This is a genomic window from Sphingobium vermicomposti (assembly GCF_011762025.1).
In the GTDB taxonomy this organism is placed as follows: Bacteria; Pseudomonadota; Alphaproteobacteria; order Sphingomonadales; family Sphingomonadaceae; genus Sphingobium; species Sphingobium vermicomposti.
This window is the reverse complement of record NZ_JAASQR010000001.1, coordinates 696,468-722,225: the sequence shown is the minus strand read 5'-3', so window position 1 is coordinate 722,225 and position 25,758 is coordinate 696,468. Positions and strand designations below refer to the sequence as shown.

Genomic DNA, 25,758 nt, shown 5'->3' with positions numbered 1-25,758 from the left:
TCGGAACGCCAAAGGTCAGGGCATGAGCTTCAACACATTCGGCCGCGTCTTTCGCTTCACAACCTGGGGGGAAAGCCATGGACCCGCCATCGGTGCGGTCGTGGATGGCTGTCCTCCGGGACTGGCGCTGACCGAAGCGGACATTCAGCCCTTTCTCGACAAGCGCAAGCCGGGCACGTCCAAGTTCACGACCCAGCGTCGCGAGCCGGACGAGGTGCGTATCCTGTCGGGCGTGTTCGAAGGAAAGACCACCGGCACGCCGATCAGCCTGATGATCGAAAATACCGATCAGCGGTCCAAGGATTATTCCGAGGTCGCCAAAGCCTATCGCCCTGGCCACGCCGACTATGCCTATGACGCCAAATATGGCTTTCGCGACTATCGGGGCGGCGGACGATCCTCCGCGCGCGAAACGGCGAGCAGGGTCGCGGCGGGGGCGGTCGCCCGCCTCGTCATCCCCGACGTCGATATTTTTGCCTTCGTGAGCGAAATTGGCGGCGATGCGATCGATCCCGCGCGCTTCGACGCGAGCGAGATCGACAATAACCCCTTCTTTTGTCCTGACCCGCAGGCGGCGCTGCGCTGGGAAAAGCTGGTCGATGACGCGCGCCGGGACGGGTCGTCGCTCGGCGCGGTGGTGGAATGCATCGCCAGCGGCGTTCCAGCGGGCTGGGGCGCACCGCTCTATGCCAAGCTCGATAGCGAACTTGCCGCGGCGATGATGAGTATCAACGCGGTCAAGGGGGTGGAGATTGGCGACGGTTTCGCCGCCGCCCGGCTGCGCGGCGAACAAAATGCCGATCCGATGCGTCCGGGGCAGGATGGGCCGGAATTTCTGGCCAATCATGCGGGCGGCATCGCTGGCGGGATTTCCACGGGCCAGCCGATCAAGGTCCGCATCGCCTTCAAGCCGACCAGTTCGATCCTGATCCCGGTCGAAACCGTGACCCGCGAAGGGGAAGCGTCGGACATCATCACCAAGGGACGGCATGACCCCTGCGTCGGCATAAGGGGCGTTCCCGTGGTCGAAGCGATGATGGCGCTGGTCCTTGCCGACCAGAAATTGCTGGATCGTGCGCAATGCGGTGACGACGGCAAGGGCCGCTGACGCGGTGAACTGAGCCGGTCATCCGGCAAATAGGCGTTTCCGGCGAGACGACTCGGCGAATCTACGTTAATATCCCCGTCATCGATCGCCCGCGGGAGGGCGAGCGGCAGCGCGTAAGCCTGGGGAGCGTCATCATGCTGAGCATGGCTTGACGGTCAAAACGTCCCCTTCAGCCGCAACACGGGCCAGCCATGTTTTCATGGCTGGCCCTTTGTTGTTGGCGCGCATACGCAGTTCAGCGAGGGAAAAGCGCGATCAGCTTGGCCAGACCTGACTTCAAGGCCTGGCGCTGTTCCTTCTCCGGCGACAGGCCGATCCGCACGATGGTCAGTCCCTGCGAAGGGGAAACCAGTATATATTGCCCGCCATGGCCAACGCAGCCAAACAGGCTGGCGGGTGCCTGACCGGGCATCAGGGCGCTTTCATCGCTTTCCCGGTTCAGCCACAGATGCGCGCCATATGCGGGATTGCGCGGAGAAGGGGTGCGCATGAAGTCGACCCATTTTTCCGGCACGATCTGATGCCCGCCCGGTCCCCGCCCATGGTTGCGCAGCAATTCGCCGAAGCGTCCATAATCCCGCACCGTCATGTGCAGGAAGCTGCCGCCGATCATGGTGCCCGCCGCATCATATTCCGCCGTCAGACTGTCCAGGCGACCGGGAATCTTCAGCCGCCCGTCGATGAACGTCTGCATCGCCCGCCGCCGTACGTCGGGGTCGGCGCTGCTGGTCAGCATTCGCGTCATCAGATCGGCCAGGATCAGCGTGCTGCCCGTGCTGTAGGAAAAGGTCGATCCGGGCGCATGGGCCAACGGCTGGGCTTCGGCAAAGGCGCTCATATCCTGCGCGCCGTCGGTGAACAGCATGCGCACGGTATCAGCGGTGGCAATCGGCTCGTCATCCTCGACATGATCAAGGCCCGACGACATGGACAGCAATTGTCGCAAGGTGATCCTGCCGCGCGGGTCGCCCGGCTGGCCCCAGGCGGCGACCGGCACCGGCGAATCGAGCGCGAGCCGCCCGTCCGCCACCATCAGGCCCACCAGCACCGCCGTCACGCTCTTGGCCATCGACCAGGACAGCAGCTTCGTTTCGGGGCCATAGCCCGGCGTATAGCGTTCCGCGACGATCTCACCCCGGTGCATGATCAACAGTGCGCGCGTCTCTCCCACGTCATCTTCGCCATCGAACAGCGGGTCGATGGCCGACCGAAGCATCGCTTCGTCAACGGCTCCGTCATTCGCGACATGATAGGCCGGATCGGCGCCGGAAGCCTGCGCCGTCCACACGCCCGCCATCGCCAGCAGCGACAAAAGACCAATGGCCGCGCCAAGACGCTTTACGCTTTTCCCCTCGAGCTTCATAAGCCGCGCCCTAAAGCATTTTTGCGCCGGGTGGAAAGCCAGCGGTCACGAAATGCGTCCACAGTCACCGGAATGCAGAAATGGGGAGCATGGCCGACCGCCCGAAATGGATATTTGTCCTTGCCATCACGGTGCTGGTGTTGACGGCGCTGCTGGCCTGGAAATGGGGTGATTTCCGCGCTCGGGCGGAGGTGGGAGCTGGCTATGGCGCGCGCATCGCCTGTTCATGCCGCTACGTCGAGGGACGGCCAATGGACAGCTGCCGCAGCGACAAGGAGCCGGGCATGGCACTCGTGACCCTCTCCGATCAGCCCGAATCGCGATCCGTCCGCGCCAGCGTGCCGCTGCTGGCGTCGCGCACGGCGCATTACCGGCCCGGCTGGGGATGTTTGCTCGAACCTCTGCCATGAGCCTTTGCGCGGGGGCGCATAGCCGTTAGGGACCGGCGCATGCAGCCCGACATTCTCACCCTTCTCCACGACGTTTTCGGCTTTTCCGGCTTTCGCGGCGTGCAGGATCAGGTCGTCGGGCGCGTCATGGCGGGGCGGCCGACCCTGGCCATCATGCCGACGGGAGCGGGAAAGTCGCTCTGCTACCAGCTTCCCGCCGTCGCGCTGGACGGGTGCTGCGTCGTCATTTCGCCGCTGATTGCGTTGATGCATGACCAGCTTCGCGCTGCACAGGCGGTCGGTATCAAGGCGGCGAGCCTGACCAGTGTCGACGCTGATTGGCGCGAAACGCAGGATCGACTGCGCAACGGCGACCTCGACCTTCTCTATGTCGCGCCCGAACGTGCGAGCGGGGAGGGGTTTCGCAACCTGCTGCGCTCCACCCGCATCGCGCTCTTCGCGATAGACGAGGCGCATTGCGTGTCGGAATGGGGTCATGATTTCAGGCCCGATTACCGGCTCCTTCGACCGCTTCTCGACGAATTCCCCGATGTGCCGCGACTGGCGCTGACCGCGACCGCCGACGCGCACACGCGGGAGGATATTCTCGTCCAGCTCGGCATTCCGCGCGAAGGGCTGGTCATTGCGGGCTTCGACAGGCCGAACATCCGCTATGCCGTGCATCCCCGCGATGGACTTAACCGGCAGCTCGCCGACCTGATCGCGGGCAATCCGGGTCCCGGCATCATCTATGCTCCGACGCGAGCGGCGACGGAAAAGCTGGCGGAGGCATTGGGCCGGGCCGGGCGTCCGACGCGGGCCTATCATGCCGGATTGGACCCGAAGGTGCGCGCCGCCAACCAGACCGCTTTCATCGCCAGCGAAGACATGGTGATGGTCGCCACCGTCGCGTTCGGCATGGGCATCGACAAGCCGGACGTGCGCTTCGTCGCTCATGCGGGCCTGCCCAAGTCGATAGAGGGCTATTATCAGGAATCGGGCCGTGCCGGGCGCGATGGCGAGCCTGCGCAAGCGCATCTTTTCTGGGGCGCTGAAGATTTCGCCCGCGCCCGCATGCGGATCGCCGAACTGGAGTCGGCACGACAGCAGGGCGAACGAACGCGGATCGCTGCGCTGGGGGCGCTGGTCGAAACGGGGACGTGCCGCCGCGCCATATTGCTGCGCCACTTCGGCGAAAATCCCCCGCCGGGCTGCGGCAATTGCGACAATTGCCTGAACCCGCCGCCCAGCATCGACGCGACGCAGACCGCCCGCAAATTCCTGTCCGCCGTCTATCGTACGGGGCAAAGCTTTGGCGTGGGGCATATCGAATCCGTCCTGACGGGCGCGGTGACGGACAAGATCCGCGAACGGGGACATGACAGGATTTCGGTCTATGGCATTGTGGAGGGGGAGGAAATGGCGCTGCTTCGTCCTGTGTCCCGCGCTTTGCTGGTCAGGGACGCGTTGCAGACGAACGAGCATGGCGGGCTGGAACTTGGTCCCAGCGCCCGCCCGATCCTGCGGGGGGAGGAAGATGTCAGCCTGGTGGTGCCTCCACGCAAGGAACGCCGCCGCAAGAACGCCCGCAACGGCAGCGACGCCAATCCCGTCGGCGATCCCCTGTTCGACGCGCTGCGCGCCTGCCGCCGCGAATTGGCGCAGGAGGTGGGGGTGCCGCCCTATGTCATCTTCCACGATTCGACCTTGCGGGAAATGGCGGAGCAGCGCCCGTCCACCCTGGCTGAACTCAGCCATGTGAGCGGCGTCGGCCACCGCAAGCTGGAGGCATATGGCGACGCCTTCCTCGCGGCGATCCGCCTCCATCTTTGAAGGCGGCGGGGCAGGCAGCCTATGCCCTTCCCCCTTGAAAGCCGCGCCGCACAGGCGCATGGCAGGCCGCAATGCAAGGAGTAAACCGATGTTTCGCCAGCTAACCAAAAGCCTTTACGTGTCCCCGCAGATCAGCGTCGATCAAGTGGAAGAGGCCAAGGCGCTGGGCGTCACGATGATCGTGAACAACCGTCCCGATGACGAAGAGCCGGGCCAGGTCAACGGTGCCGCCATCGAAGCGGCGGCGCAGGCTGCGGGCATCGGCTATGCCGCTGTCCCGGTCGCGCATGGCGGTTTTGCCCCCTGGCAGCTGGACGGCATGGCGGCTGCGCTGGATCAGGCGGGGGAGGGAAAAGTCCTCGCCTATTGCCGGTCGGGCACGCGCAGCACCCTGCTATGGGCGCTGACCCGCGCGCGCGCCGGCGATCACCCGGCGGCATTGAGCGAACAGGCGGCGGCGGCAGGATATGATGTCGCCCCCGTGCGCCAGATCATGGACGCGCTCGCCCCCAAATGATGCCTGCCGGACAGGACAGTTTCGACGCCATCGTGCTGGGCGCTGGCGGCGCGGGCCTCATGTGCGCGGCGACCGCCGGGCAGCGGGGCAAGCGCGTCCTGGTCATCGATCATGCGGATCAGGCGGGTAAGAAAATCCTGATTTCCGGCGGTGGCCGGTGCAACTTCACCAACATCCACACCGCGCCCGACCGCTATCTGTCGGCCAATCCGCACTTCGCCAAATCGGCGCTGGGCCGCTACACCGCCGCCGACTTCCTGGCTCTGGTCGAACGCCACGGCATCGCCTGGCATGAAAAGACGCTGGGTCAGCTGTTCTGCGACGGCAGCGCCCGCCAGATCGTGGCCATGCTATTGAACGAATGCGATGCGGGAGGGGTGACGATCCACCTCAATCACGCCATCACGTCCATCAGCCATGCCGATGGACATTATCGCGTCGCTCATGGGGATCGCCTGGCGATCGCCCCGGCGCTCGTCATCGCCACGGGCGGGCCTTCCATTCCCAAGATGGGTGCCACCGGCTTTGCCTATGACCTTGCCCGGCAGTTCGGGCTGAAGGTCGTAGAGCCGCGCCCTGCGCTCGTGCCTTTGACGCTGGGCGGCGAAGACCTGTTGTTCCGCGCCTTGTCGGGCGTTTCAGCCGAAGTGATCGCGCGTCATCGCAAGACCGCCTTTCGGGAAGCGGCGCTGCTGACCCATCGCGGGCTGTCCGGCCCGGCAATCCTGCAAATTTCCTCTTACTGGCGTCATGGCGAATCGATCAGCCTGGATTTCCTGCCGGATCAGCCGGCGGGCTGGCTGACGGAGGCCAAGCGGACAAGGGCGCGGATCACGATCATGACGGCGCTGCGCGGCCTTTTGCCGGATCGACTGGCCGATGTGCTGGCCGACCGGCTGGGGCTGGTGGGCGATCTTGGCAATATTCCCGACCGCAAGCTGCAGGAGGCCGAACAGAGGCTGCGCGGCTGGACCTTTACCCCCAACGGCACCGAAGGGTTCGCCAAGGCCGAAGTCACCATCGGCGGCATAGCGACGGCGGACCTGTCCTCCCAGACCATGGAGGCGCGCCGGGTTCCCGGCCTCCATGCGATTGGCGAAGCGGTGGACGTGACCGGCTGGCTGGGCGGCTATAATTTCCAATGGGCCTGGGCGAGCGGATGGGCGGCAGGGCAAGCGCTCTGATTTTTGCTCCGAAGGTCGGCGTTCAGCCGCATTCCACCGTCACATGCTCCATCCGGGGTAGGGCACCCACGCGGTGGCGCACCGCATCCGCATCGGCACCGGGGGCAAGGCTGATGATTGCGGCGTGGGCATGGGGTCCGATGCGCCACACGTGCAGGTCGCGGATGATGGCGCCCTCCGCCTCCGTCAGCGCCCGGACCCGCGCCATCAGGGCAGGCTCTGCCGTGTCCAGCAGGATGGCGGCGGTATCCTTCATCAGGCCCCACGCCCAGCGCGCGATGACCACCGCGCCCAATATGCCGACCGCCGGGTCCATCCACCACCAGCCCATATAGCGCCCGGCCAGCAGCGCGACGATGGCCAGCACGGACGTCAGCGCGTCGGTCAGCACATGGACATAGGCCGCGCGCAGATTATTGTCGGCGTGACTGTGGCCCGATGCTGCATGATCGTCATGTGTGTGGTCATGGCTGTGATCATGCCCCAGCAGCAGGGCGCTCGCCAGATTGACGACCAGCCCGATGACAGCAACCAAAGTGGCCTCACCAAATTTCACCGCCACCGGATCGAAAAAGCGCAGGATCGATTCCACCGCGATGAACAGGGCGGTCACACCCAGCAGCAGCGCCGATGCGAAGCCTGAAAGGTCGCCCACCTTGCCCGTGCCGAATGTGTACCGCGGATTGCGCGCATGGCGGCGGGCGTAGCTATAGGCCACCGCCGCCACCGCTAATGCGCCTGCATGGGTCGCCATGTGGAAACCGTCGGCCAGCAGCGCCATCGACCCTGTCAGCCAGCCAAAGACGATTTCCACCACCATGGTCACGGCGGTCAATCCAACCACCAGCAGCGTCCGCCGTGCGTTGCGGTCATGACCGGCGGTCAGGTAGATATGGTCGAAATAATGACTTTCCTCGCCATTCTCTTCCGCAAACGGGCTGGAATGCTGGCGGTCGTGATGATCCGGCCCGTCATGCGAATGGTGATGGCCACCATGATCCTTATGCATATTCATTTCCCGTACCGCCGGATCAGCGCCAGCATTTCTTCCGCCGCCGCCTGCCGCTGCGCGTCCGTAAGGCCGGGCCGGGCGACATGATCGCGCATATGCTGCTCGATCAATTCTTCCATCAAACTGCCGACCGCGCCGCGCACCGACGCCACCAGCTGGAGCGTTTCGGAACAGTCGGCCTCCCCCACCAGCTGACGCTCGATAGCGCCGACCTGACCGGCGATGCGGCGAACGCGCGCCAACAACTTGTCTCTGTCCACAACGACATGCATAGGATACCCCCCTACCCTATATTGGGGGCCATCGCAAGTTTCAGCCCTTTCCGTCGGCTGCCCCTCCCTCTAACAGGGCAGGATGACGGATGGGCTGGATTATGATCTCGCGATCGTGGGCGGTGGGCTTGCTGGCAGCCTCGTGGCGCTCGCTTTCGCGCAGTTGCGTCCTGAGGTGCGGTTGCTGCTGATCGAGCGGGACGGCGCGCTGGGTGGCAACCATCTCTGGTCCTTTTTCGACGGTGATGTTCCGGCACGGGATCGCTGGCTGGTCGATCCGCTGATCACGCATCGGTGGGCGCAGGGGCATGAAGTGCGCTTCCCCGCTTATGATCGCCGCCTCGACACCCCCTATAACAGCATCGCATCGACCCAGCTCGACGCGCATGGGCGCCAACTGCTGGGCGACCGCGTGCTGATGAATGCCGATGTGACCAGCATTGCGGCGGATCGCGTGACGCTGGCCGATGGTCGCACCTTTCGCGCGCGCGCGGTGCTCGATGCGCGTGGCGGTGGCGACCTGGAGGGGCTCCAATGCGGGTGGCAGAAATTTGTCGGCCATGCGCTGCGGTTGAGCGCGCCCCATGGGCTGGATCGCCCGGTGATCATGGACGCCACGGTCGAGCAGCTGGACGGCTATCGATTCATCTATCTGCTGCCGTGGGACGAATGCACGCTGTTCGTCGAGGACACCTATTATAGCGATATGCCCCAACTGGATTGTCCGGTCGTGGACGCCCGCATCGCCGCCTATGTCCATGCTGCTGGGTGGCAGGTGGAGGCGGTGGTGCATCGCGAAAGCGGCGTGCTGCCAGTGGTTCAGGGTGGCGACTTTGATCGCTTCTGGCCCCGGCAGGAGCCGGTCGCGCGTGCGGGCGTTCGCGCCGGGCTGTTTCACCCGATGACCGGCTATTCCCTGCCCGACGCGGTGGCTTTCGCCTTATGGGCGGTGGAACAACCGCTGGAAGGGTTGGCAACCGCTACCCGCGCAAGGGCAGCGGCCCATTGGCGCTCTGGCGGATTTTACCGCCTGCTGGCCCGCATGCTCTTTCGCGCCGCCGCGCCGGATCAGCGCTGGCGCATATTTCAACGTTTCTACCGCCTCGATCCGCGCCTCATCGACCGTTTCTACGGCGGTCGCTCCATATGGATGGATCGCATCCGCATCTTGTGCGGAAAGCCTCCGGTGCCCATAAGGAGCGCCATGCGCGCAGTTTTGAATCCCCCCGCCTGATGAATCGGAAAGCTATTGTCATTGGGGCGGGCTTTGGCGGGCTGGCGCTTGCCATCCGGCTGCAGTCGGCCGGTGTCGACACCACTTTGGTGGAAGCGCGGGACCGGCCGGGCGGTCGGGCCTATATGTGGGAAAAGGACGGGTTCGTGTTCGATGCCGGGCCGACCGTCATCACCGACCCCGATTGCCTTGCCGAACTGTGGCGGCTGTCCGGCCACGACATGGCGGAGGATGTGACGCTCGTCCCGGTTTCACCTTTTTACCGGCTGAACTGGCCCGACGGCACCAATTTTGACTATTCCAACGACGAAAACGCATTGCGCGCACAGATCGCCAAGCTGAACCCGGAGGATGTGGCGGGTTATCAACGCTTCCTCGACTATGCGGGCGAAGTATATGAAGAGGGCTATCGCAAGCTCGGTTCGGTCGCCTTTCTCGACTTCGTGTCCATGATCCGCGCCGCCCCCGCACTGGCGAAAAATCAGGCCTGGCGGTCGGTTTATTCGATTGTTTCTTCCTATGTGAAGAATGAAAAGCTGCGCGAGGCGCTGTCCTTCCACACGCTGTTGGTCGGGGGCAACCCGATGAATACCAGCGCCATCTACGCCCTTATTCACAAGCTGGAAAAGGATGGCGGGGTGTGGTTCGCCAAGGGCGGGACCAATAAGCTGGTGCAGGCGATGGCGACCCATTTCGAACGGCTGGGCGGCACCATGCGCCTTGCCGATCCGGTCGTCCGCGTCGAAACTCATGGCGACCGGGCAGTGGGCGTCACCACGGCATCGGGATGGCGGGGGGAGGCGGATGCCGTCGCATCCAATGCCGACCTGATGCACAGCTATCGCGACCTGATCGGCCATCATCCGCGCGGACAGAAAGAGGCGGACAAGCTCAGCCGCAAGCGCTGGTCACCCAGCCTGTTCGTGCTGCATTTCGGTATCAAGGGCAGCTGGCCGGGCATTCCCCATCACATGATCCTGTTCGGGCCGCGCTATGAAGGGCTGTTGACCGACATTTATCAGCATGGCGTGCTGCCGCAGGACTTTTCGCTCTATCTGCACCATCCCACCGTCACCGACCCGTCAATGGCGCCGGACGGGCATTCGACCTTCTATGCGCTCGCGCCCGTGCCGCACATGGGCAAGCTGCCGATCGATTGGGAACAGTTTGGGCCCGTCTTTGCCGAACGGATTCTGGACGAGATCGAGCATCGCTTGATACCGGACATCCGGTCGCGCATCGTCACCCAGTTCCATTATGCGCCGCCCGATTTCCGCACCGACCTGGCGGCGCATCTGGGCAGCGCGTTCAGCCTGGAGCCGCTGTTGACGCAGAGCGCCTGGTTCCGCGCCCATAATCGGGACGACGTAATTCCCAACCTCTATCTGGTGGGAGCGGGCACGCATCCAGGTGCCGGGATTCCCGGCGTCGTCGGCAGTGCCAAGGCGACTGCCGCCCTGATGCTGGAAGACCTCGCCTGAAAGGGGCGCGATGAAAAGACTGGCTGTATATTGCGGTTCGGCTTCACCCGCTGACCCCGTTTATGCTGATGCCGCGCGGCATGTCGGGCGCACATTGGCGGAACGCGGCATCGGTATTGTCTATGGTGGCGGACGGCTGGGCCTGATGGGCGCGGTCGCGGACGCGGCTCTCGCCGCCGGGGGCGAAGTGATCGGCGTCATCCCCGAAGCACTGGTCGGGGCGGAGGTCGCGCATCGCGGCTGCACGCAATTGCATGTCGTCCAGACGATGCACCAGCGCAAACAGCTTTTCACCGACCTGTCCGACGGGTTCCTGACCCTGCCCGGCGGCGTCGGCACGATGGATGAATTGTGGGAAGCGATCAGCTGGGCGCAGCTTGGCTATCATGCCAAACCCGTGGGATTGCTGAACGTTGCGGGCTTTTACGACCAGTTGATCGCGTTCGATCGGCAGATGATCGATGCGGGCTTTATCCGGCCCCAGCATGCGGGCATCCTGCTTCACGCCGACAGCCTTGAACTGCTGCTCGACCGCTTGGCGGCCTATCGCCCGCATCAACCGATCCTGGCGATGAAAGCGGACAGCCTTTAGCCTTTCCTTCGACATCCGGCCCGCTTGCGGACAGGCGCTGGTGCGGGCATGGCTCTGCGGGTGACTGATAGCCATTCGCCCTATGCGCTTGACCGCGCCGCGCTCGTCGCCTTTGCGCGGGACAGCATTGCCCGTGGATCAAAATCCTTCGCCCTGGCCTCGAAGCTGTTCGACCGGCAGACCCGTGAGCGGGCCTGGCTCCTCTATGGCTGGTGCCGCAAGTGCGACGACATCGCCGATGGACAGGATCATGGCGGCCTGATGCAGGGCGTGACCGACGGACAGGCACGGCTTTCGTCCATGCGGGTCCTGACCGATGCTGCCCTGCGCGGCGATCCGACCGGCGATCCCGCATTTGACGGCTTTGGCCTGGTAATGCGCGAATGCGCCATCCCCGCCCGTTACGCACATGACCTGATCGAAGGGTTCGCGCTGGACGCCCAGGATTGGCGCCCGCGCAGCGAAGCGGACATGCTGCGCTATTGCTACCATGTCGCCGGAGCGGTCGGATGCATGATGGCGGTCCTGATGGGGGTCGACCCCCAGGACGACGCCACGCTGGACCGCGCCTGCGACCTTGGCCTTGCTTTTCAGCTCGCCAATATCGCCCGCGACATCAGCGAGGATGAAGCCGCTGGCCGCTGCTATCTGCCAGTTGAGTGGCTGGTGGAAATGGATATTCCGCCGGGTGAACATATGAAGCCATGGGCGCGGCCCCAACTGACCATCTTGGCGCGCCGCCTCGCGCGCATGGCGGCGGATTATGAAGCGAGCGCGCGGCACGGCACCGGCGCGTTGCCGCCGCGCGCAGCTTGGGCGGTACTGGCCGCTGCGGGCATTTACGGGGGCATAGCGCGGGAAGTGGCGCGCCGTGGCGAGCACGCCTGGGATCATCGCGTCATCACGGCGAAGAGCGCAAAGGTCGGCTGGGTGTTGCGCGCGGCGTCGCAGGTCGCGGGTAGATCCCTGCGCTGGCCCGCGACATCGCCCCGCCCGGCGCATCTCTGGACCCGGCCCAGAGAATAGGGCGGTTTCGAAGCAGGTAGCCGTCTGTTCGCCACTTTCCCGTTCGCCCTGAGCTTGTCGAAGGGGCCTTCTACCTCGTCCGGCACCACGCGTCAGAGGAAGTAGAGAAGGGTCACACGCCACTCTGAATAATGAAGGCCGGAACAAAAAAAGGACCGATACTTTCGTACCGGTCCAAGGCGTGTTCGCAGGAGGAACATCGTGTGGCGGGCGGGCCGTGCCCCGTTTGTGATGGGGCGGCCCGCCCTGCCGAATATGATCAGACGTTGTAGGCGCGCTCGCCATGTTCGCCGAGGTCGAGACCTTCTTGTTCGACTTCGCGGCTAACACGCAGGCCGGTGATGGCCTTGGCGATGAAGATCGCGATTGCCGTGCCGATTGCCGCCCAGACGATGGTGGTGCCTGTGGCCAGCAACTGCGTCACGATCTGGCTGCCCATGTCGAAGTCAGCGCCGCCGGGCCCGCCCAGCGAGGGCGAGTAGACGATGCCGGTGCCGATCGCGCCGATCATGCCGCCGACGCCGTGGATGCCGAAGGCGTCGAGCGAGTCGTCATAGCCCAGCTTGGGCTTGAGGACGGTGACGGCGTAGAAGCAGATGATCGAAGCCACTGCGCCCAGCACGATCGCGCCGAACGGACCCGCATTGCCTGCTGCCGGAGTAACGGCGACCAGACCGGCGATGATGCCCGAACAGAAGCCCAGAGCCGAACCCTTGTGACCGCTGACACGCTCTGCGATCATCCAGAACAGGCCACCGGCTGCCGTGGCGACGAAGGTGTTCATCATGGCCAGTGCTGCCGAACCATTGGCCTCCAGCGCCGAACCGGCGTTGAACCCGAACCAGCCGACCCACAGAAGGCCGGTGCCGACGCCGGTCAGCGTCAGCGAGTGCGGAGGCATGGGTTCCTTGGGGAAGCCCACGCGCTTGCCCAGGATGAGGCAAGCCACCAGTGCGGACACACCGGCGTTGATGTGCACGACCGTGCCGCCAGCGAAGTCCAGCGCGCCCATTTCGAAGAACAGACCGCCAGCCGCCCAAACCATGTGCGCGATCGGGAAGTAAACGATGGTCAGCCACACGGCGGCAAACACCATGACAGCCGAAAATTTGATGCGTTCGACCACCGAACCCAGCACCAGCGCGACCGTGATGGCGGCGAAAGTCATCTGGAAGCTGACGAACACATATTCGGGAATGACGACGCCGTCGGTGAAGGTTGCCGCCGTTGAATCCGGCGTGATGCCCTTCAGGAAAACCTTCGACAGGTCGGAAATGAAGCCGTTGCTGGGACCAGCGAAGGCCAGGCTGTAGCCGTAGCTCACCCAGATCAGCATCGCCAGGCAGGCGACCGCGCCAATCTGCGTCATGACGGACAGCATGTTCTTGGTGCGAACCAGGCCGCCGTAGAACAGGGCCAGGCCCGGAAGGATCATGGCCAGGACCAGGACGGTCGATACCATCATCCAGGCGGTGTCGCCCTTGTCGGGCGTCGGCACGGCGGCTGCCGCGTCCTGCGCCCAGGCGGGCAGCGCGGCGAACAGGGACAGGCCAGCCGCCCCCATCGCGCCGCAAAACTTCTTGGAAAAGGTCATTATTCCCCCCTTCTTACAGCGCGGTTTCGCCGGTTTCGCCGGTGCGGATACGCACGGCCTGACCGACATCCAGGACGAAGATCTTGCCGTCGCCGATCGCGCCGGAATTGGCCGCGGCCTGCGTGGCTTCCACGACGCGCGGTGCGAGATCGTCGTCGCAAACGACCTCGATCTTGATTTTCGGAACCATGTTCGTTGAATATTCGGCGCCCCGGTAGATTTCGGTTTGCCCCTTTTGGCGGCCGAAGCCCTTTACCTCGGACACCGTCATGCCGGCGATGCCTAGCGAGGAGAGTGCCTCGCGGACATCGTCAAGCTTGAACGGCTTGATGATTGCCATGACAAGTTTCATGTCGCCCCCTGTTAATGGTGTGCGGGGACATTCTAGCAAGAGCCGTGCCAATTTCTTAGAAACGGTTTAACGCGGGCTTTTCCCAAGCCCGCCGGAGTAGAGCCGCTGAAAAAATGGGCAGATGCTACGCGCTGCCTAAAAATTGGGCAGGTTGGCTACCAGTCGCTGCCTTCGCGCACCGCTTCCTCTTCCTCGGGCAAAGTCTGGCGGCCCAGTGCCGCATTACGATGCGGAAAACGTCCGAAACGTTCGATCAGCGCATGATGCTGCCGGGCGAAGTCGAGGGATTTAGGATCGCCCGCAGCCTCGAACAGGCTGAGCGAGAGTATCTGGTCATCCAAATCCTCGCTATGCTGGAAAGGCATGTAAAAGAATGTGCGTCCCGCCCCGCCGATCTGAATGTCATAACCATGCGCGATTGCCCCGCGCGCTACTTCTCTGGCCAGCGGATCGGTAGCAAACGCCCTTGCGGTGCCACGAAACATATTGCGTGGGAGCTGGTCGAACAGAATGACCGCGGCCAGGGCGTCATCGGCGCGATCCAGAAATTCCTCCGGCGGCAGATGCTGTTTTTCTTCCCACAACGACCCGTACCGTTCTGCGCAGGTCCGGTCCAAGGCAGGATCATGCTGCCACCACCGCTGTTCACCGACGCGGTTGAACCAGAAATCCAGCAGCGACGCCGCCCAATCGGCGGTCACGGCATCATGGCTATCGGTCAGCATGTTCATCATGAAAGAAAGACGAACAAGCCTATCGGTTCCACCATCCGTGGCGTTGCGGCCTCAGGTCGCCGTGCCGCCGATCGTCAGCCCCTCGATCAGCAGGGTCGGCTGGCCCACGCCTGCCGGAACGCTCTGCCCGCCCTTGCCGCACATGCCGACGCCATGGTCGAGCGCCCAGTCATTGCCGATGCCGACAACCTTGGTCAGCGCAGTGGGACCGTCGCCGATCAGCGTCGCGCCCTTGATGGGATCGCCGATCTTGCCATTTTCGACCTTATAAGCCTCGGTGCAGGAAAAGACGAACTTGCCCGACACGATGTCGACCTGCCCCCCGCCAAAGCTTCGGGCGAAGATGCCCGACTTCATGCGCGACAGCAGCTCTTCCGGGTCGTCCTTTCCACCCTTGATGAACGTATTGGTCATGCGCGGCATGGGGGCGTGAGCATAGCTTTCGCGGCGACCGTTGCCGGTGGCTTCGACCCCCATCAGCCGGGCGTTCAGCCGGTCCTGCATATAGCCTTTGAGGATACCGTCCTCGATCAGGACATTTTCCCTGGTCGGCGTGCCTTCGTCATCAATCGACAGCGACCCGCGCCGGTCCATGATCGATCCGTCATCGACAACGGTCACGCCCGGCGCGGCGACGCGTTCGCCGATCCGTCCTGAAAAGGCACTGGTGCCCTTGCGGTTGAAGTCGCCCTCCAGCCCGTGTCCGATCGCTTCATGGACCATCACGCCGGGCCACCCCGGGCCCAGCAGAACCGTCATTTCGCCCGCAGGCGCGGCAACGGAGCCAAGATTGACCCGCGCCTGCGCCAGCGCTTCGTCAATGGCGCGATCCCAGACAGCCGGGTCCATGACCTGATCGTAGAGATAGCGCCCGCCAATGCCGAAGGTGCCGGTTTCCCGGCGGCCATTGTCTTCCAATATGACCGACACGTTGAGCCGCACCAGCGGGCGGATGTCGGTTGCCGTGAACCCGTCCGCGCGCACGATTTCGACCACGGACCAGCTGCCCGACAGGCTGACCGACACCTGGGCGACGCGCGGATCGCGCGCCCGCGCGGCGGCGTCGATGGCGGCGCACAACGTCACCTTTTCAGCGAAGGGCACGATTTCGAGCGGATTGACGTCGGTATAGAGGTGGCGGTTCGTCCCCTGCGGCGGCGGGGCGGGCTGGCCCTTTGCCGGATCGAGCAGGGTCAACGTTTCGGCAGCACGGCGTATCGCCGCTTCACTAATGTCGTTCGCGTGCGCAAAGCCGGTCATTTCGCCCGACACGCCGCGCAGGCCAAAACCGGCATCGGTGGAATAATCTGCGGTCTTCAACCTACCGTCGTCAAAGCCAAAGCTCTCACTGGCTCTATACTGCAAATAGAGTTCGCCATCGTCGCACTGGCGCAGCGCGTCGGCAGTCAGGCGGCGCGCGCCATCGGGATCAAGCAGCCCCGGTCGATAGAGCAGGCCGCGCGCATCGGTGAATTGAGAGGCAATGTCGTTCATGCCGCCCGATATAGGGGCGGCGGCGCGCAAGCCCAATCAAAATTACAGGCGTCGCCCGATCAGATGCTGGCCCCGGATGCGATGTCGGGCAACCCGGCAACCTCCGGCGTGTCGGCTGGCCCGCCGATCAGGACGAAGCGCCGATCGCAATAGCCGCAATCGACATAGCCATGTTCGTCAATTTCCAGGAACACGCGCGGATGGCCAAGGGCGGCGGGAATGTCCCCCGAACCGTCGCAGGAAACGCGGGGCTTGGTGACTCGAAGGATTTCAGGCGGCTGGATCATGGATCAGGCGATTAGCAGCGGTGGCCGCACGCCGCAATATGCGACGCGAACGCACGGCCCGATGAGAGACAAGGGAAATGGTGGGCGATGACGGGCTCGAACCGCCGACATTCTCGGTGTAAACGAGACGCTCTACCAACTGAGCTAATCGCCCGGAGCCACAGCCTGGAACGGCGCGGCCCGAGGGCGCCTATCTAGGGCAATCGACGCGCCGGTCAAGCCTCGTTACGCCAACCTGCTCAGGCGCACAGGAAACGCCGGCTGGCCGTGAACCAGCGGCTGAGCGCTTCGAACGTATCGTCGGCCAAAGCGATGAAGACGCGTCGGCCATCATGCGGGTCCGCCTGGCGCTGCACGAACCCCTGTTCGGTAAGGGTGCGAATCCAGCGCAGCGCCGTGGTGGGCGGCACCGCCGACGCGATGCACAGGCTGGATACCGACACCCGTTCCTGCTCCAGCCGGGCGGCCAGCAGGTCGAGCAGCATGTCCCATGCAGGATCGGCGAACAGGTCACTGGGCAGGAAATCTTCCCGCAGACGGCGAGCGCGCAGCAGGTCGCGCACCTGGGTGGCGCTGAGCACTGGCTGGTCCGCCGGTTCCTGATGCCCCCCCATCGGCGTCAGCGCAGGCATGCCGATATAATCGCTGTCCCGGTCGGAAATGCGAGATCCAAGCGCGAAGGAAGGGGCGGCGTGGCGTGGACGAGAGGTCAACGCCTCCAGCGTGCGGGCCAGGCGGCTGACCTCCTCGCTCAACTGCTGAAGCCGCACGCCTTCGCTTTCCTGATTGACCTCATGCACGGTTCGCTGGGGCGTGGCTCTGCCCGCCGTCAGGAGCGCGGCGGCAAGGTCGGCATGATCGGGCGAGCAGAGCAATTGTGTCCGGTCGCTGCGCATGCAGGCATAGGCCAGGTCCAGGCTGTCCATGCCGCTGACAAGGATGACGGAAAGGTCGTTCTGCACCGCCAGCGTTTCCGTCTGCACCAGCAGGCGTTCGAGGCCGGGCGTAGGTTGCGGGCAGAATAGCAGGATGACATCGCACCCGACCTGCATGTCCAGCCGGGCGGACGCCTGGTCTATCGGCACGATATCGAGCAGCCGGAAATCGGCTGCTTCCGCCAGCCCCTTCACATCGTCAAGGAAGATGTCGTTCGCCAGGATCAGCAGGCCCGACCTCCGATCCTTCATTCCGTAAAGTTCGCCTGCCGGAATGTTGAAGTCCGTCCGGGTTCGATCCATTTCCACCATAAAAACCCCCTGTTTGTTCCGACCTTACCGGAACGCGATGATTTCACCGCAGCTCTTTTCTCCGTTTCGGACCCTCGCCCGCTCCGCTCCCCCGCCTCATTCCCGCGCGTGCCGGACCCGGCCTTTGATGCTGATCTGTGCTGTCGTCAAAATGGCGGCGTTTCCTGCCGAAACGGTGAGATAATCTGCCGCCGCCATTCTATCCGAAATGGAGATGTTTCTTTGCCGGACGCAGCTCAAACAGCCGTGCGGCGCGCGAAATCGACGTAAATCTCGCGCAGACGGGTCGCCACGGGGCCGGGCGTGCCATCGCCGATGGGTTGGCCGTCGATACGGACCACCGATTGGCACAGCGTCGATGCGCTGGTGATAAAGGCTTCATTCGCGGCCAACGCCTCTGCCACGGTGAAGGGGCGATTGACCACCGTCATGCCTGCTTCCTGGGCCAGCGCGGTCAGCGCCGCGCCGGTGCATCCGGCCAGTACCGCCTGCGAATAGGGGCGGGTGACGATGGCGTCGTCCGTAACGATGAAGGCGGTGGAGGATGCGCCTTCGGTGACATGGCCGTCCTCGACCATCCACGCTTCCTGCGCGCCCGCATCGGTCGCGATCCGTTTTGCCATCGCTTGGGCGAGCAGGCCCGTGCTCTTGATGTCGCGACGCGCCCAGCGAAGGTCCGGGGTGGTGACCACCGCTATGCCCGTCTTCGCCGCTGCCACGTTCAGGAACAGCTTGGGCTGAACGAACATGACCAACGTCGGCTGCAGGTCAGGCGCGGGCAGGAAGTCGCGGCCTTCGTCGGCCCCGCGCGTGAACTGCAGGTAGATCAGCCCTTCGTTCATGCTGTTGAGCGCCACCAGTTGCCGCTGTGCCGCCTCTATCTCTTCGGGGGGAAGGGGGACGGCTATGCCGATCGCGCCAGCCGACCGCGTCAGGCGGTCGAGGTGCGATGCGCTGTCGATCAGCCGTCCCTCAATCACGGCTGTCACTTCATAGATACCCTCAGCGAACAGGAAGCCCCTGTCGAGGACGGATATGCGTGCATCGGCCAGCGGCAGGAACCGACCATTGAGATAAGCGATGGACATAAGCGAGCGGCTTTCCCCCGAAGGCGCGATAACAAGGTGGGGGATTTCGCCGGGCGGACGCGCCGGGTCAAGCAGGATCGCTACATCCTTGCCTTTGCGATGGTCAGCTGATCGCCTTCACCCTTGTGCCGATCTCGCGTAGTTCCTCGACAAATCGCGCGCGTTCCTGCGCTTTGCGCGCTTCGTCGGGGACGCGCAGCAGGAAACTGGGGTGGATGGTCACCCAGCCTTCCGCTCCGCTTTCCAGGGCTATCGGCGCGCCGCGCGTACGGCTGATCGTCACCGCCTTTCCCAACAGGGCGCGCGCGGCTGTCACGCCCAGGGCGACGATGATCCGGGGGCGCAGAATGTCCAGCTCCTGATCCAGCCACCAACGGCAGGCCTGGATTTCCGACGTTTCAGGCGTCTGGTGAATACGGCGCTTGCCCCGGCGCTCATGCTTGAAATGCTTGACGGCATTGGTGACATAAAGCCGCGCGCGGTCGATCCCTGCTTCGTCCAGCGCGCGGTCCAGCAACTGTCCGGCTGGCCCCACGAACGGACGTCCGGCCAAATCCTCCTGATCGCCCGGTTGCTCACCGATCAGCACCAAGGGCGCATCCAGTGGACCTTCGCCAAATATGGTTTGGGTAGCGTCGTGATAAAGCGGGCACCGGGTGCATGCCATCGCCTGATCCCGCAGCGCCGACCATGAAATTGCAATATTGCTGGGACGGCTGGCAACCGCAGGCGGCGCGCCGCTCGGGCGGGCGGGGGCTTTGGGCGATGTCGCGATCATAGCTGCCTCTCTTGCCTGCGCCCCGGCCACCAGTTCGGGGATTAGTGCGGCTTCGGGCAGGTTGCGCCAATATTTGCGTGGCATTTCCGACAGCATGGCGCGCTGTTTCAGCCGCGCAGGGTTGAAGATGGCGGCATAATAGCGTTTCCACGCATCCTCCATCGGGTCGCCCTCCGGCGCGTCTGACCGGGTCGCGCCGGGGCCTTCTGTCAGGACTTCGCCATCCCAATGGATGCACAGATCGGGCGTCAGGATCGACCAGCGCATCGATGCGAACCGGCGGACGAAGAATCCGGCATTGGCCCGGATGATATGATGATCCGGTTCGAACCAGGCAACGAAGCGCGAAGTCCCATCATCCTCCACCTCGCGGAAACGGACGAAGGCGCGCATCTTGTGCATGTCGCGCCTGACCGCCTTGGCCAGCATTTCGACCCGGCGCAAAAGGGGATCGGCGCGATCCTCCATCATCGCCGGATTGTCGCGGACGCGCACCAGCAAGGCGTAAAGCAGCGCGAACCGTTCCCGGTCGCGATGCAATATCGCGCTTTCCGCCAGATCAATGAAAGATCGCGGCACGGAAAAGGCGTCGCCCTTCCGCGGCGGCGGTAGGGCGTCGAAGGACAGGAGGGACGCATCCTCCCCTTCAACCTGCCAATCGATCTGGGACGCAGGGACGCCGCCCATGACAAAGCGCCGCGCCGCTTCCCGCCACCCGTCGAAATCGTCGGGGCCAGTCAGCAGCGCGCGATACATGGGCATTTAGTCTGCGGCTTCTGCCCGCTTCAGTTCGGCGGGTTTGCGCCTGGCGAAAGTCTCCGCGAGCCTTGTTTCCTCTTCCGCCGTCAATTCTTCGGCGGCACCGGGAAACATCTCCTCCTCCTCTTCCTCGATATGGTGGAGGTAGCGCTTTTTCAGCTGGTCGAAGGTCTGCCGCCACTCTTCGCCGTTAAACTCCAGATCATCCAGCTCTTCGAGATAATCGTCTATTTCCTTATGTTCCGAAACGCTGTGCTGCGCATCTTCCCGCAGGTCGGGCCGCGCCAGCATGGTGGCGTACAGCGTCTCCTCCTCGGCGGCGGCATGGGCTGTCACTTCGACCTTGAACTGGTCGAACAGTTTTTGCAGGCGATCATGATCGTCCTTCGCATCGGCCATCTTGTCGAACAGCTGGCGGTGGGCGTCGTGATCTTCCTTCAACCGGTCGAAAATATTGGCATTCGCCATGGCATGCTCCTCTGTCTTGCAGAGGGCATAACGATGCGGCGCGGGCTTTGTGTCCGCTCGATCAGCCGAACAGGAACCGGTAGATCACGGCTATGGGTATCCACAGAAAGCCGCTGGCGATGCTGACCACCCAGATTTGCGCCACGTCACGGCGAAACCGCACGTCAAGGCCGCGTGGGGACAATCCGCTGACATCCAGCATCTCCCACCGTCGTTCCAGCCCGCGAGCCGCGATGGCGAAAGCTCCAATGGCGACAATGATGCCCAGGTGCAGGACGAGGGATCCGCCCATTTTGGCAACGATGAAAATCTGAAGCAGGCAGAATGAGACCAGTGCAGCCGCCAGATGCGTACTCATCCGCTTTGCATATCCTGCCGTCCCCGCTTCCGCCGAATGTCCTTTAAACACTGTTGCCACTAATATCGCCTTTCCCCTGCTCCACGATCAGGAAACCATGGAATTCCGCTCCGATCAACGGCAAAATCGGGCTTTCAGGCGAAAAGCTCCAATTGCGCCGGCATGGGGCCAAGACTGGATTTGAGATCGGCGCTGTCGGCCAGGTGCACGGGCTGCCAGTCGCAGGCGACAAGGAAGGGGCGCAGTTTCACGATCGAACTGGTGAGCCGGGCGACATCGTCAAGCCGCAAGCGCCGGTGCCGTCGGCTCATCAGGATCCGGTCCACAGCCTTCACCCCCAGCCCCGGAACGCGCAGCAGCATTTCGCGCGGGGCCTGGTTCACGTCCACCGGGAATATGCCTCTATGCCGCAGCGCCCAGGCCAGCTTGGGATCGATGTCGAGCGGAAGGCATCCGCTCTCCGGGTCGGTCGCCGCGTCCAGATCATCCGCCGAATAGCCATAGAAACGCATCATCCAGTCCGACTGATAAAGCCGATGTTCGCGCAACAGCGGCGGACGCTTGAGCGGCAAGACGCTGCTGGGCGAGGGGATGGGGGAGAAGGCGCTGTAATAGACCCGGCGCAAGGCGTGCCGATCATAGAGGGATCGCGCCCGCCGGATGATTGCCCGATCATCGGCGCCATCCGCCCCGACGATCATCTGCGTCGACTGTCCCGCAGGCGCGAAGCGTGGCGCGTGTCGGTATTTCCGCCGTGCCTCGCCCATATCCTCCATGGCGCTCCGCATCCCCGCCATGGCGCCTTCGATTCGGCGGGCGTCCTTTTCCGGGGCGAGTTGTTGCAGGCCCTGGGTGGTCGGCAGCTCGACATTGATCGACAGGCGATCCGCATAGAGCCCCGCCTGGTGGGTCAGTTCCGGGTCCGCGTCGGGAATGGTCTTGAGGTGGATATAGCCCCGAAAATCATGATCATCACGCAGGCTTCGGGCGACGCCGACCATCTGTTCCATCGTATAGTCGGACGACCGGATGATCCCGGACGACAGGAACAGCCCCTCAATATAATTGCGACGGTAGAAACTGATGGTCAGGTCCACGACCTCCTTCACGGTAAAGCGCGCCCGCCGCACGTCGCTGGACCGCCGGTTGATGCAATAATGGCAGTCGAAAATGCAGCTGTTGGTCAGCAGAATCTTCAGCAGCGAAATGCAGCGGCCATCTGGCGCATAGGCATGGCAGATGCCCATTCCCTCGGTCGACCCCAGCCCGCCCTTGCGGCCCGTCGCACTATCGCGCTTCTTCGTGCCCGACGATGCGCAGGACGCATCATATTTGGCTGCGTCGGCTAGTATTTCGAGCTTTTCGGTGACGGACAGGGCGGACATTAGTTCATGATATGTTCCTTACCCATCCCTGTCTATGATCTGGATCGACTTTTGCGCTAAAATGGCCGATATTGTCCCGCGGCGCGGACGGCCCCGATCACTTGCTGCCAGTTCACGGCCCGACGGCAAAGGCTTTGGGGTTGAACTGGGGCGACTCTGCTGATAGGGCGCGCCCCACAACGGCGTAGGGTGACCTGCGGCGACTCACGGCTTTTACATTCGGTGGGCCCGTCGGGAAGGGTTTTCTGTCCTGGCGAACCGCCCGCTTTCGACTGGAGTTTGACTGGCTTATGCAAATCATCGTTCGCGACAATAATGTCGACCAGGCCCTGCGCGCGCTCAAGAAGAAGCTGCAGCGTGAGGGCGTGTATCGCGAGATGAAGCTGCGCCGTCACTACGAGAAGCCGTCGGAAAAGCGCGCCCGTGAAAAGGCTGCAGCGGTCCGCCGCGCGCGCAAGATGGATCGCAAGCGCGCCGAGCGCGACGGCGTTCGTTAAGTTGCCTGTCCGGGCATGACGCCCGGATGGTTTCTTCTGCTGATTACCCGCACCAACTGCGAGGCGTTCGCTCATGTCCACGACGGCTGTTCCCCTTCGTCCCATCGCCAAGGGGTCGTTGACGCGGCTTTGGATCGGTGTCGCGGCCGTAGCGGTCGCCGCCGGCGGGCTGGCATGGGCGGGGCAGCGCGGGCTTGAGCCTTCGCCTGCCAGCTATCTTGCCCGCAATGCAGACAGCGATGGCGTGGTCACCACCGAATCGGGTCTCCAGTTCAAGGTGGTGGAAGAAGGCACGGGGCCAAGCCCGGCGACGACCGATGTCGCGCTGGTCGGCTACAAGGGCACGCTGCTCGACGGCACCGTCTTCGATGAAAATCCCCAGACCGCGATGCCGGTCGATGGCGTCGTGCCGGGCTTTTCCGAAGGCCTGCAAAAGATGAAGAAGGGCGGTAAATATCGCCTCTGGATCCCGCCGCAGCTGGGCTATGGCGAGCAGGCAGCAGGCCCCATCCCGGCCAATTCGGTGCTGGTGTTCGATGTTCAGCTGCACGATTTCAAGTCGAAGGCGGAAATCATGCAGATGCAGCAGATGATGCAGCAGGGCGCGACTCCACCGCCCATGCCGGGCCGCTGATGCCGCAACGATGAAGATCAAAGGGCCCGTTCTCCGGGCCCTTTTTTATTGGGGAAGCGGCACGTCCATGCTGGGAGCATCATCCTTCTCCAGCGACTTGGACCGTTCTTCCAGATAGACCTTGATCATGGCCAGGATCGGATCGGCCAGGAAAAGGCCCAATATGCCGAACAAGGTGCCGAACAGGATTTGCATTGCCAGCACCAGGGCCGGGGCAAGGTCGGTCGCGCGCTTCGCCACCATCGGCACGATCAGATAGCCGTCGATCAGCTGCACCACCGCATAGACAAAAAATGCGTAGAGGCCGACATCCGTGCCCGCAGAAAAGCCGACGATGATGATCAGCACGCCCGATATGATCGCGCCGATATTGGGCAGGAACGCAAAAAGTCCGGTCAGAATGCCAAGCAGTCCCGCCATGGGAACGCCGCCCGCCCACAATAGGAGCCAGGTCCCTACGCCTTCCACCGTCATACCGATCAGGCGCCCGAACATGAGTCGGCGCAATGTCCATCCCATCTTGTCCGCGACCGAATAAAAGCTTGCCCGCTTGTCCATTGGCAGCATCCATGCAACGCCGCGTTCATATAGCTTTGGCTCGATCGCGATGAAGATTGCCAGCACCAGCATCATGACGGCGCTGGTCACCGCCCCGAACACCGTTCCTACCGCCGCCGTGACCCGGCCCAGTGAACTCAGCGCCTGGCTGGCCAACCCCTTGAGGTCGTTCGGCGTGGTCGAGACGCCGAGCTGTTGCAGCCATCCGCCGACGCGGCTGACCTGCGCTTCGACGATCTGTCGCATGGCCTGCGCCTGCGCGGTCAGGCTCGCTCCGGTCAGGTAGAATGTGTAAACCAGGAAGGCGACGGCGGCGATCAGGACGATGGCAAGCCGCCATCCCCGCTTGATCGGCAGGATGCGGCCCAGCAGTCGCGCGCCTCCATCCATCATGGTCGCCAGGACCAGCGCGCCCAGAATCAGCATGATCGGCTGGGCCAGCAATGCGACCAGCGCCACCGCGACTGCCAGGGCGATCCAGGTGCCCGCGCGGATGAATTCATGTTGGACGAGCGGACTGCGCAGCTCGCTGGGGCCGGGTTGTTCCAGATGGACCTTTTGTTTGCCGCTCAACCCGCGCTCCCTATCGTGCATTTATTTCGGGGCTGTAACGCTCCTTGGGCGCAGGCTGTTCCCCGCGCGGTCGCTGCGCAGAGCATGAAGCCAGGTCCGTGGGTTCCAGCTTGAATCGCCGTCCAGCGAAAAAGTGATGAACTCGGCCCGTCCGCCGATCGCTTCCCAGGGTACGGGGCCGCCCAGGCCATTTTCCTCCAGCGGCGCGCGGCTGTCGGCGCTGTTGTCGCGATTGTCGCCCATCAAAAAGACATGGTGGGGCGGAATGCGGATCGGGCCATACCAGTCGAGCGAACTTGGCCCCATGTCGATGGTGACATAAGTGCGGCCATTGGGCAGGGTCTCCTGCCGCACGGGAAGCTGGCAATAGCCTTTGCCGTCACGCCCTTCCACGGCAGCGCCGGGAAATTGCATCGGCGGGCAGGGCGCGTTGCCGTCAATCGGAATACGGATCGGCTTCAGCGCCTTTCGCGGCACCGGCACGCCGTTCAGGATGACCTGGCCGCCGCGCACTTCCAGGACATCGCCCGGCAGGCCAATCACGCGCTTGATATAATCCTCGCGCCGGTGACGCGGCGAAACGATGACGATGTCGCCCCGTTCGGGCAGGCGTCCAAAGATGCGCCCGCTGATAAAGGGAAGCGGATGGAAGCTGGGCGATACATAGGACCAGCCATAGGGGAATTTGCTCACCACCAGCCGGTCGCCTTTCAGCAGCACGGGCATCATGGATTCGCTGGGGATATAGAATGGCTTGGCGACGAAGCTGTGAAATGCCAGCACCGCCAGGATCAGGAGCGCGATGCTCTTCACCTCCTGCCACCAATTGACGGCCTGTTTATCCGCTCTGGACGAACTGGCCGCCTGATGTTCGGCGGCCTGTTCTTCGGCGGAAACCGGGGTGTTTTCGTTCATGTCTGTTGCCGTCATGGATGGCTTCT

Annotated in this window: 27 protein-coding genes and 1 tRNA gene; 11 read left to right on the top strand and 17 right to left on the bottom strand. The window is 63.6% G+C overall.

All coding sequences use genetic code 11. The features are described 5' to 3' along the window. The first annotated feature begins 22 nt into the window (after positions 1–22). Positions 23–1,108 (top strand): chorismate synthase, encoded by a 1,086-nt coding sequence (gene aroC, locus FHS54_RS03540; protein ID WP_167302384.1) that lies wholly within the window; start codon positions 23–25, stop codon positions 1,106–1,108. A 235-nt stretch (positions 1,109–1,343) separates the two neighbouring features. Here aroC and FHS54_RS03535 read toward each other — a convergent pair whose 3' ends face one another. Continuing rightward, positions 1,344–2,471 carry a serine hydrolase domain-containing protein gene (locus FHS54_RS03535; RefSeq protein ID WP_167302383.1) on the bottom strand — a complete coding sequence of 376 codons (1,128 nt, stop codon included), beginning with the start codon at positions 2,469–2,471 and terminating at the stop codon, positions 1,344–1,346. 89 nt (positions 2,472–2,560) lie between these two features. On the opposite strand from FHS54_RS03535, the gene FHS54_RS03530 reads away from it, so the two are divergent. The 4 genes from FHS54_RS03530 to FHS54_RS03515 all read left to right on the top strand — a co-directional run bounded on the left by FHS54_RS03530 (position 2,561) and on the right by FHS54_RS03515 (position 6,394). Further along, positions 2,561–2,881, top strand: coding sequence for a hypothetical protein (locus FHS54_RS03530; RefSeq protein WP_167302382.1), 321 nt, complete (start codon positions 2,561–2,563; stop codon positions 2,879–2,881). 39 nt (positions 2,882–2,920) lie between these two features. Continuing rightward, positions 2,921–4,693 carry a DNA helicase RecQ gene (gene recQ / locus FHS54_RS03525; RefSeq protein WP_167302381.1) on the top strand — a complete coding sequence of 591 codons (1,773 nt, stop codon included), beginning with the start codon at positions 2,921–2,923 and terminating at the stop codon, positions 4,691–4,693. 88 nt (positions 4,694–4,781) lie between these two features. After that, complete coding sequence (locus FHS54_RS03520; RefSeq protein ID WP_167302380.1) at positions 4,782–5,210, top strand: protein tyrosine phosphatase family protein; 429 nt, start codon at positions 4,782–4,784, stop codon at positions 5,208–5,210. Next, complete coding sequence (locus tag FHS54_RS03515; RefSeq protein WP_167302689.1) at positions 5,210–6,394, top strand: BaiN/RdsA family NAD(P)/FAD-dependent oxidoreductase; 1,185 nt, start codon at positions 5,210–5,212, stop codon at positions 6,392–6,394. Before FHS54_RS03520 ends, FHS54_RS03515 begins: the two co-directional genes overlap by 1 nt. 22 nt (positions 6,395–6,416) lie before the next feature. Here the strand turns inward: FHS54_RS03515 and dmeF are convergent, their stop codons facing one another. Continuing rightward, the gene (gene dmeF, locus FHS54_RS03510; protein WP_167302379.1) at positions 6,417–7,409 is read right to left on the bottom strand and encodes a CDF family Co(II)/Ni(II) efflux transporter DmeF; all 993 of its coding nucleotides are present in this window, start codon (positions 7,407–7,409) and stop codon (positions 6,417–6,419) included. Next, positions 7,406–7,678, bottom strand: coding sequence for a metal/formaldehyde-sensitive transcriptional repressor (locus FHS54_RS03505; RefSeq protein WP_167302378.1), 273 nt, complete (start codon positions 7,676–7,678; stop codon positions 7,406–7,408). The genes dmeF and FHS54_RS03505 overlap by 4 nt, the downstream gene beginning before the upstream one ends. Before the next feature lie 82 nt (positions 7,679–7,760). On the opposite strand from FHS54_RS03505, the gene crtY reads away from it, so the two are divergent. The 4 genes from crtY to FHS54_RS03485 all read left to right on the top strand — a co-directional run bounded on the left by crtY (position 7,761) and on the right by FHS54_RS03485 (position 12,011). Further along, positions 7,761–8,912: a lycopene beta-cyclase CrtY gene (gene crtY / locus FHS54_RS03500; RefSeq protein WP_167302377.1), complete on the top strand. Its 1,152-nt coding sequence runs from the start codon at positions 7,761–7,763 to the stop codon at positions 8,910–8,912. Next, positions 8,912–10,393: a phytoene desaturase gene (locus tag FHS54_RS03495; RefSeq protein ID WP_167302376.1), complete on the top strand. Its 1,482-nt coding sequence runs from the start codon at positions 8,912–8,914 to the stop codon at positions 10,391–10,393. Before crtY ends, FHS54_RS03495 begins: the two co-directional genes overlap by 1 nt. Before the next feature lie 10 nt (positions 10,394–10,403). Continuing rightward, positions 10,404–10,985, top strand: coding sequence for an LOG family protein (locus FHS54_RS03490; protein WP_167302375.1), 582 nt, complete (start codon positions 10,404–10,406; stop codon positions 10,983–10,985). Between the two features lie 126 nt (positions 10,986–11,111). Beyond that, positions 11,112–12,011: a phytoene/squalene synthase family protein gene (locus FHS54_RS03485; RefSeq protein WP_341785937.1), complete on the top strand. Its 900-nt coding sequence runs from the start codon at positions 11,112–11,114 to the stop codon at positions 12,009–12,011. Between the two features lie 259 nt (positions 12,012–12,270). On the opposite strand, the gene FHS54_RS03480 is transcribed toward FHS54_RS03485, so the two are convergent. The 12 genes from FHS54_RS03480 to FHS54_RS03425 all read right to left on the bottom strand — a co-directional run bounded on the left by FHS54_RS03480 (position 12,271) and on the right by FHS54_RS03425 (position 22,555). Then, a complete protein-coding gene (locus FHS54_RS03480) occupies positions 12,271–13,605 on the bottom strand; it encodes an ammonium transporter (protein ID WP_167302373.1) in 1,335 nt (444 codons plus the stop codon). Positions 13,606–13,618: 13 nt separating this feature from the next. Then, positions 13,619–13,957 carry a P-II family nitrogen regulator gene (locus FHS54_RS03475; RefSeq protein ID WP_004209785.1) on the bottom strand — a complete coding sequence of 113 codons (339 nt, stop codon included), beginning with the start codon at positions 13,955–13,957 and terminating at the stop codon, positions 13,619–13,621. 155 nt (positions 13,958–14,112) lie between these two features. Next, positions 14,113–14,688, bottom strand: a complete 576-nt coding sequence (locus tag FHS54_RS03470; protein ID WP_167302688.1) for a DUF924 family protein — start codon at positions 14,686–14,688, stop codon at positions 14,113–14,115. Positions 14,689–14,742: 54 nt separating this feature from the next. Continuing rightward, the gene (tldD, locus tag FHS54_RS03465) at positions 14,743–16,185 is read right to left on the bottom strand and encodes a metalloprotease TldD (RefSeq protein ID WP_167302372.1); all 1,443 of its coding nucleotides are present in this window, start codon (positions 16,183–16,185) and stop codon (positions 14,743–14,745) included. 59 nt (positions 16,186–16,244) lie between these two features. Then, positions 16,245–16,472, bottom strand: coding sequence for a zinc-finger domain-containing protein (locus FHS54_RS03460; RefSeq protein ID WP_167302371.1), 228 nt, complete (start codon positions 16,470–16,472; stop codon positions 16,245–16,247). Positions 16,473–16,550: 78 nt separating this feature from the next. After that, a tRNA-Val gene (locus FHS54_RS03455) sits at positions 16,551–16,626 on the bottom strand. A gap of 85 nt (positions 16,627–16,711) precedes the next feature. Beyond that, complete coding sequence (locus tag FHS54_RS03450) at positions 16,712–17,710, bottom strand: MarR family transcriptional regulator (RefSeq protein ID WP_208404773.1); 999 nt, start codon at positions 17,708–17,710, stop codon at positions 16,712–16,714. A 245-nt stretch (positions 17,711–17,955) separates the two neighbouring features. Beyond that, positions 17,956–18,807: a D-amino-acid transaminase gene (locus FHS54_RS03445; protein ID WP_167302370.1), complete on the bottom strand. Its 852-nt coding sequence runs from the start codon at positions 18,805–18,807 to the stop codon at positions 17,956–17,958. 103 nt (positions 18,808–18,910) lie between these two features. Beyond that, a complete protein-coding gene (locus FHS54_RS03440) occupies positions 18,911–20,341 on the bottom strand; it encodes a UdgX family uracil-DNA binding protein (RefSeq protein WP_167302686.1) in 1,431 nt (476 codons plus the stop codon). A gap of 6 nt (positions 20,342–20,347) precedes the next feature. After that, on the bottom strand, positions 20,348–20,812 hold the full coding sequence (locus tag FHS54_RS03435) for a hemerythrin domain-containing protein (RefSeq protein ID WP_167302369.1): 465 nt from the start codon (positions 20,810–20,812) through the stop codon (positions 20,348–20,350). A gap of 61 nt (positions 20,813–20,873) precedes the next feature. Beyond that, positions 20,874–21,170, bottom strand: coding sequence for a hypothetical protein (locus FHS54_RS03430; protein WP_167302368.1), 297 nt, complete (start codon positions 21,168–21,170; stop codon positions 20,874–20,876). A gap of 134 nt (positions 21,171–21,304) precedes the next feature. Then, positions 21,305–22,555 (bottom strand): putative DNA modification/repair radical SAM protein, encoded by a 1,251-nt coding sequence (locus FHS54_RS03425; protein WP_167302367.1) that lies wholly within the window; start codon positions 22,553–22,555, stop codon positions 21,305–21,307. 290 nt (positions 22,556–22,845) lie between these two features. On the opposite strand from FHS54_RS03425, the gene rpsU reads away from it, so the two are divergent. Together rpsU and FHS54_RS03415 are read left to right on the top strand one after the other, a co-directional pair. Next, on the top strand, positions 22,846–23,052 hold the full coding sequence (gene rpsU / locus FHS54_RS03420) for a 30S ribosomal protein S21 (protein ID WP_104954164.1): 207 nt from the start codon (positions 22,846–22,848) through the stop codon (positions 23,050–23,052). A gap of 73 nt (positions 23,053–23,125) precedes the next feature. Then, positions 23,126–23,686: an FKBP-type peptidyl-prolyl cis-trans isomerase gene (locus FHS54_RS03415; RefSeq protein WP_167302366.1), complete on the top strand. Its 561-nt coding sequence runs from the start codon at positions 23,126–23,128 to the stop codon at positions 23,684–23,686. Positions 23,687–23,731: 45 nt separating this feature from the next. Here FHS54_RS03415 and FHS54_RS03410 read toward each other — a convergent pair whose 3' ends face one another. Together FHS54_RS03410 and lepB are read right to left on the bottom strand one after the other, a co-directional pair. Continuing rightward, entirely contained in the window at positions 23,732–24,838 is a 1,107-nt protein-coding gene (locus FHS54_RS03410; protein WP_167302365.1) for an AI-2E family transporter, read from the bottom strand. Continuing rightward, entirely contained in the window at positions 24,839–25,747 is a 909-nt protein-coding gene (gene lepB / locus FHS54_RS03405; RefSeq protein WP_167302364.1) for a signal peptidase I, read from the bottom strand. Between the last annotated feature and the right edge of the window lie 11 nt (positions 25,748–25,758).

What these genes read in the sequence shown, in the direction of transcription:
- aroC (WP_167302384.1), top strand. Translation starts at nt 23, where the DNA reads ATGAGCTTCAACACATTCGGCCGCGTCTTTCGCTTCACAACCTGGGGG.
- FHS54_RS03535 (WP_167302383.1), bottom strand. Translation starts at nt 2,471, where the DNA reads ATGAAGCTCGAGGGGAAAAGCGTAAAGCGTCTTGGCGCGGCCATTGGT.
- FHS54_RS03530 (WP_167302382.1), top strand. Translation starts at nt 2,561, where the DNA reads ATGGCCGACCGCCCGAAATGGATATTTGTCCTTGCCATCACGGTGCTG.
- recQ (WP_167302381.1), top strand. Translation starts at nt 2,921, where the DNA reads ATGCAGCCCGACATTCTCACCCTTCTCCACGACGTTTTCGGCTTTTCC.
- FHS54_RS03520 (WP_167302380.1), top strand. Translation starts at nt 4,782, where the DNA reads ATGTTTCGCCAGCTAACCAAAAGCCTTTACGTGTCCCCGCAGATCAGC.
- FHS54_RS03515 (WP_167302689.1), top strand. Translation starts at nt 5,210, where the DNA reads ATGCCTGCCGGACAGGACAGTTTCGACGCCATCGTGCTGGGCGCTGGC.
- dmeF (WP_167302379.1), bottom strand. Translation starts at nt 7,409, where the DNA reads ATGAATATGCATAAGGATCATGGTGGCCATCACCATTCGCATGACGGG.
- FHS54_RS03505 (WP_167302378.1), bottom strand. Translation starts at nt 7,678, where the DNA reads ATGCATGTCGTTGTGGACAGAGACAAGTTGTTGGCGCGCGTTCGCCGC.
- crtY (WP_167302377.1), top strand. Translation starts at nt 7,761, where the DNA reads ATGACGGATGGGCTGGATTATGATCTCGCGATCGTGGGCGGTGGGCTT.
- FHS54_RS03495 (WP_167302376.1), top strand. Translation starts at nt 8,912, where the DNA reads ATGAATCGGAAAGCTATTGTCATTGGGGCGGGCTTTGGCGGGCTGGCG.
- FHS54_RS03490 (WP_167302375.1), top strand. Translation starts at nt 10,404, where the DNA reads ATGAAAAGACTGGCTGTATATTGCGGTTCGGCTTCACCCGCTGACCCC.
- FHS54_RS03480 (WP_167302373.1), bottom strand. Translation starts at nt 13,605, where the DNA reads ATGACCTTTTCCAAGAAGTTTTGCGGCGCGATGGGGGCGGCTGGCCTG.
- FHS54_RS03475 (WP_004209785.1), bottom strand. Translation starts at nt 13,957, where the DNA reads ATGAAACTTGTCATGGCAATCATCAAGCCGTTCAAGCTTGACGATGTC.
- FHS54_RS03470 (WP_167302688.1), bottom strand. Translation starts at nt 14,688, where the DNA reads ATGAACATGCTGACCGATAGCCATGATGCCGTGACCGCCGATTGGGCG.
- tldD (WP_167302372.1), bottom strand. Translation starts at nt 16,185, where the DNA reads ATGAACGACATTGCCTCTCAATTCACCGATGCGCGCGGCCTGCTCTAT.
- FHS54_RS03460 (WP_167302371.1), bottom strand. Translation starts at nt 16,472, where the DNA reads ATGATCCAGCCGCCTGAAATCCTTCGAGTCACCAAGCCCCGCGTTTCC.
- FHS54_RS03450 (WP_208404773.1), bottom strand. Translation starts at nt 17,710, where the DNA reads ATGGATCGAACCCGGACGGACTTCAACATTCCGGCAGGCGAACTTTAC.
- FHS54_RS03445 (WP_167302370.1), bottom strand. Translation starts at nt 18,807, where the DNA reads ATGTCCATCGCTTATCTCAATGGTCGGTTCCTGCCGCTGGCCGATGCA.
- FHS54_RS03440 (WP_167302686.1), bottom strand. Translation starts at nt 20,341, where the DNA reads ATGTATCGCGCGCTGCTGACTGGCCCCGACGATTTCGACGGGTGGCGG.
- FHS54_RS03435 (WP_167302369.1), bottom strand. Translation starts at nt 20,812, where the DNA reads ATGGCGAATGCCAATATTTTCGACCGGTTGAAGGAAGATCACGACGCC.
- FHS54_RS03430 (WP_167302368.1), bottom strand. Translation starts at nt 21,170, where the DNA reads ATGAGTACGCATCTGGCGGCTGCACTGGTCTCATTCTGCCTGCTTCAG.
- FHS54_RS03425 (WP_167302367.1), bottom strand. Translation starts at nt 22,555, where the DNA reads ATGTCCGCCCTGTCCGTCACCGAAAAGCTCGAAATACTAGCCGACGCA.
- rpsU (WP_104954164.1), top strand. Translation starts at nt 22,846, where the DNA reads ATGCAAATCATCGTTCGCGACAATAATGTCGACCAGGCCCTGCGCGCG.
- FHS54_RS03415 (WP_167302366.1), top strand. Translation starts at nt 23,126, where the DNA reads ATGTCCACGACGGCTGTTCCCCTTCGTCCCATCGCCAAGGGGTCGTTG.
- FHS54_RS03410 (WP_167302365.1), bottom strand. Translation starts at nt 24,838, where the DNA reads ATGCACGATAGGGAGCGCGGGTTGAGCGGCAAACAAAAGGTCCATCTG.
- lepB (WP_167302364.1), bottom strand. Translation starts at nt 25,747, where the DNA reads ATGACGGCAACAGACATGAACGAAAACACCCCGGTTTCCGCCGAAGAA.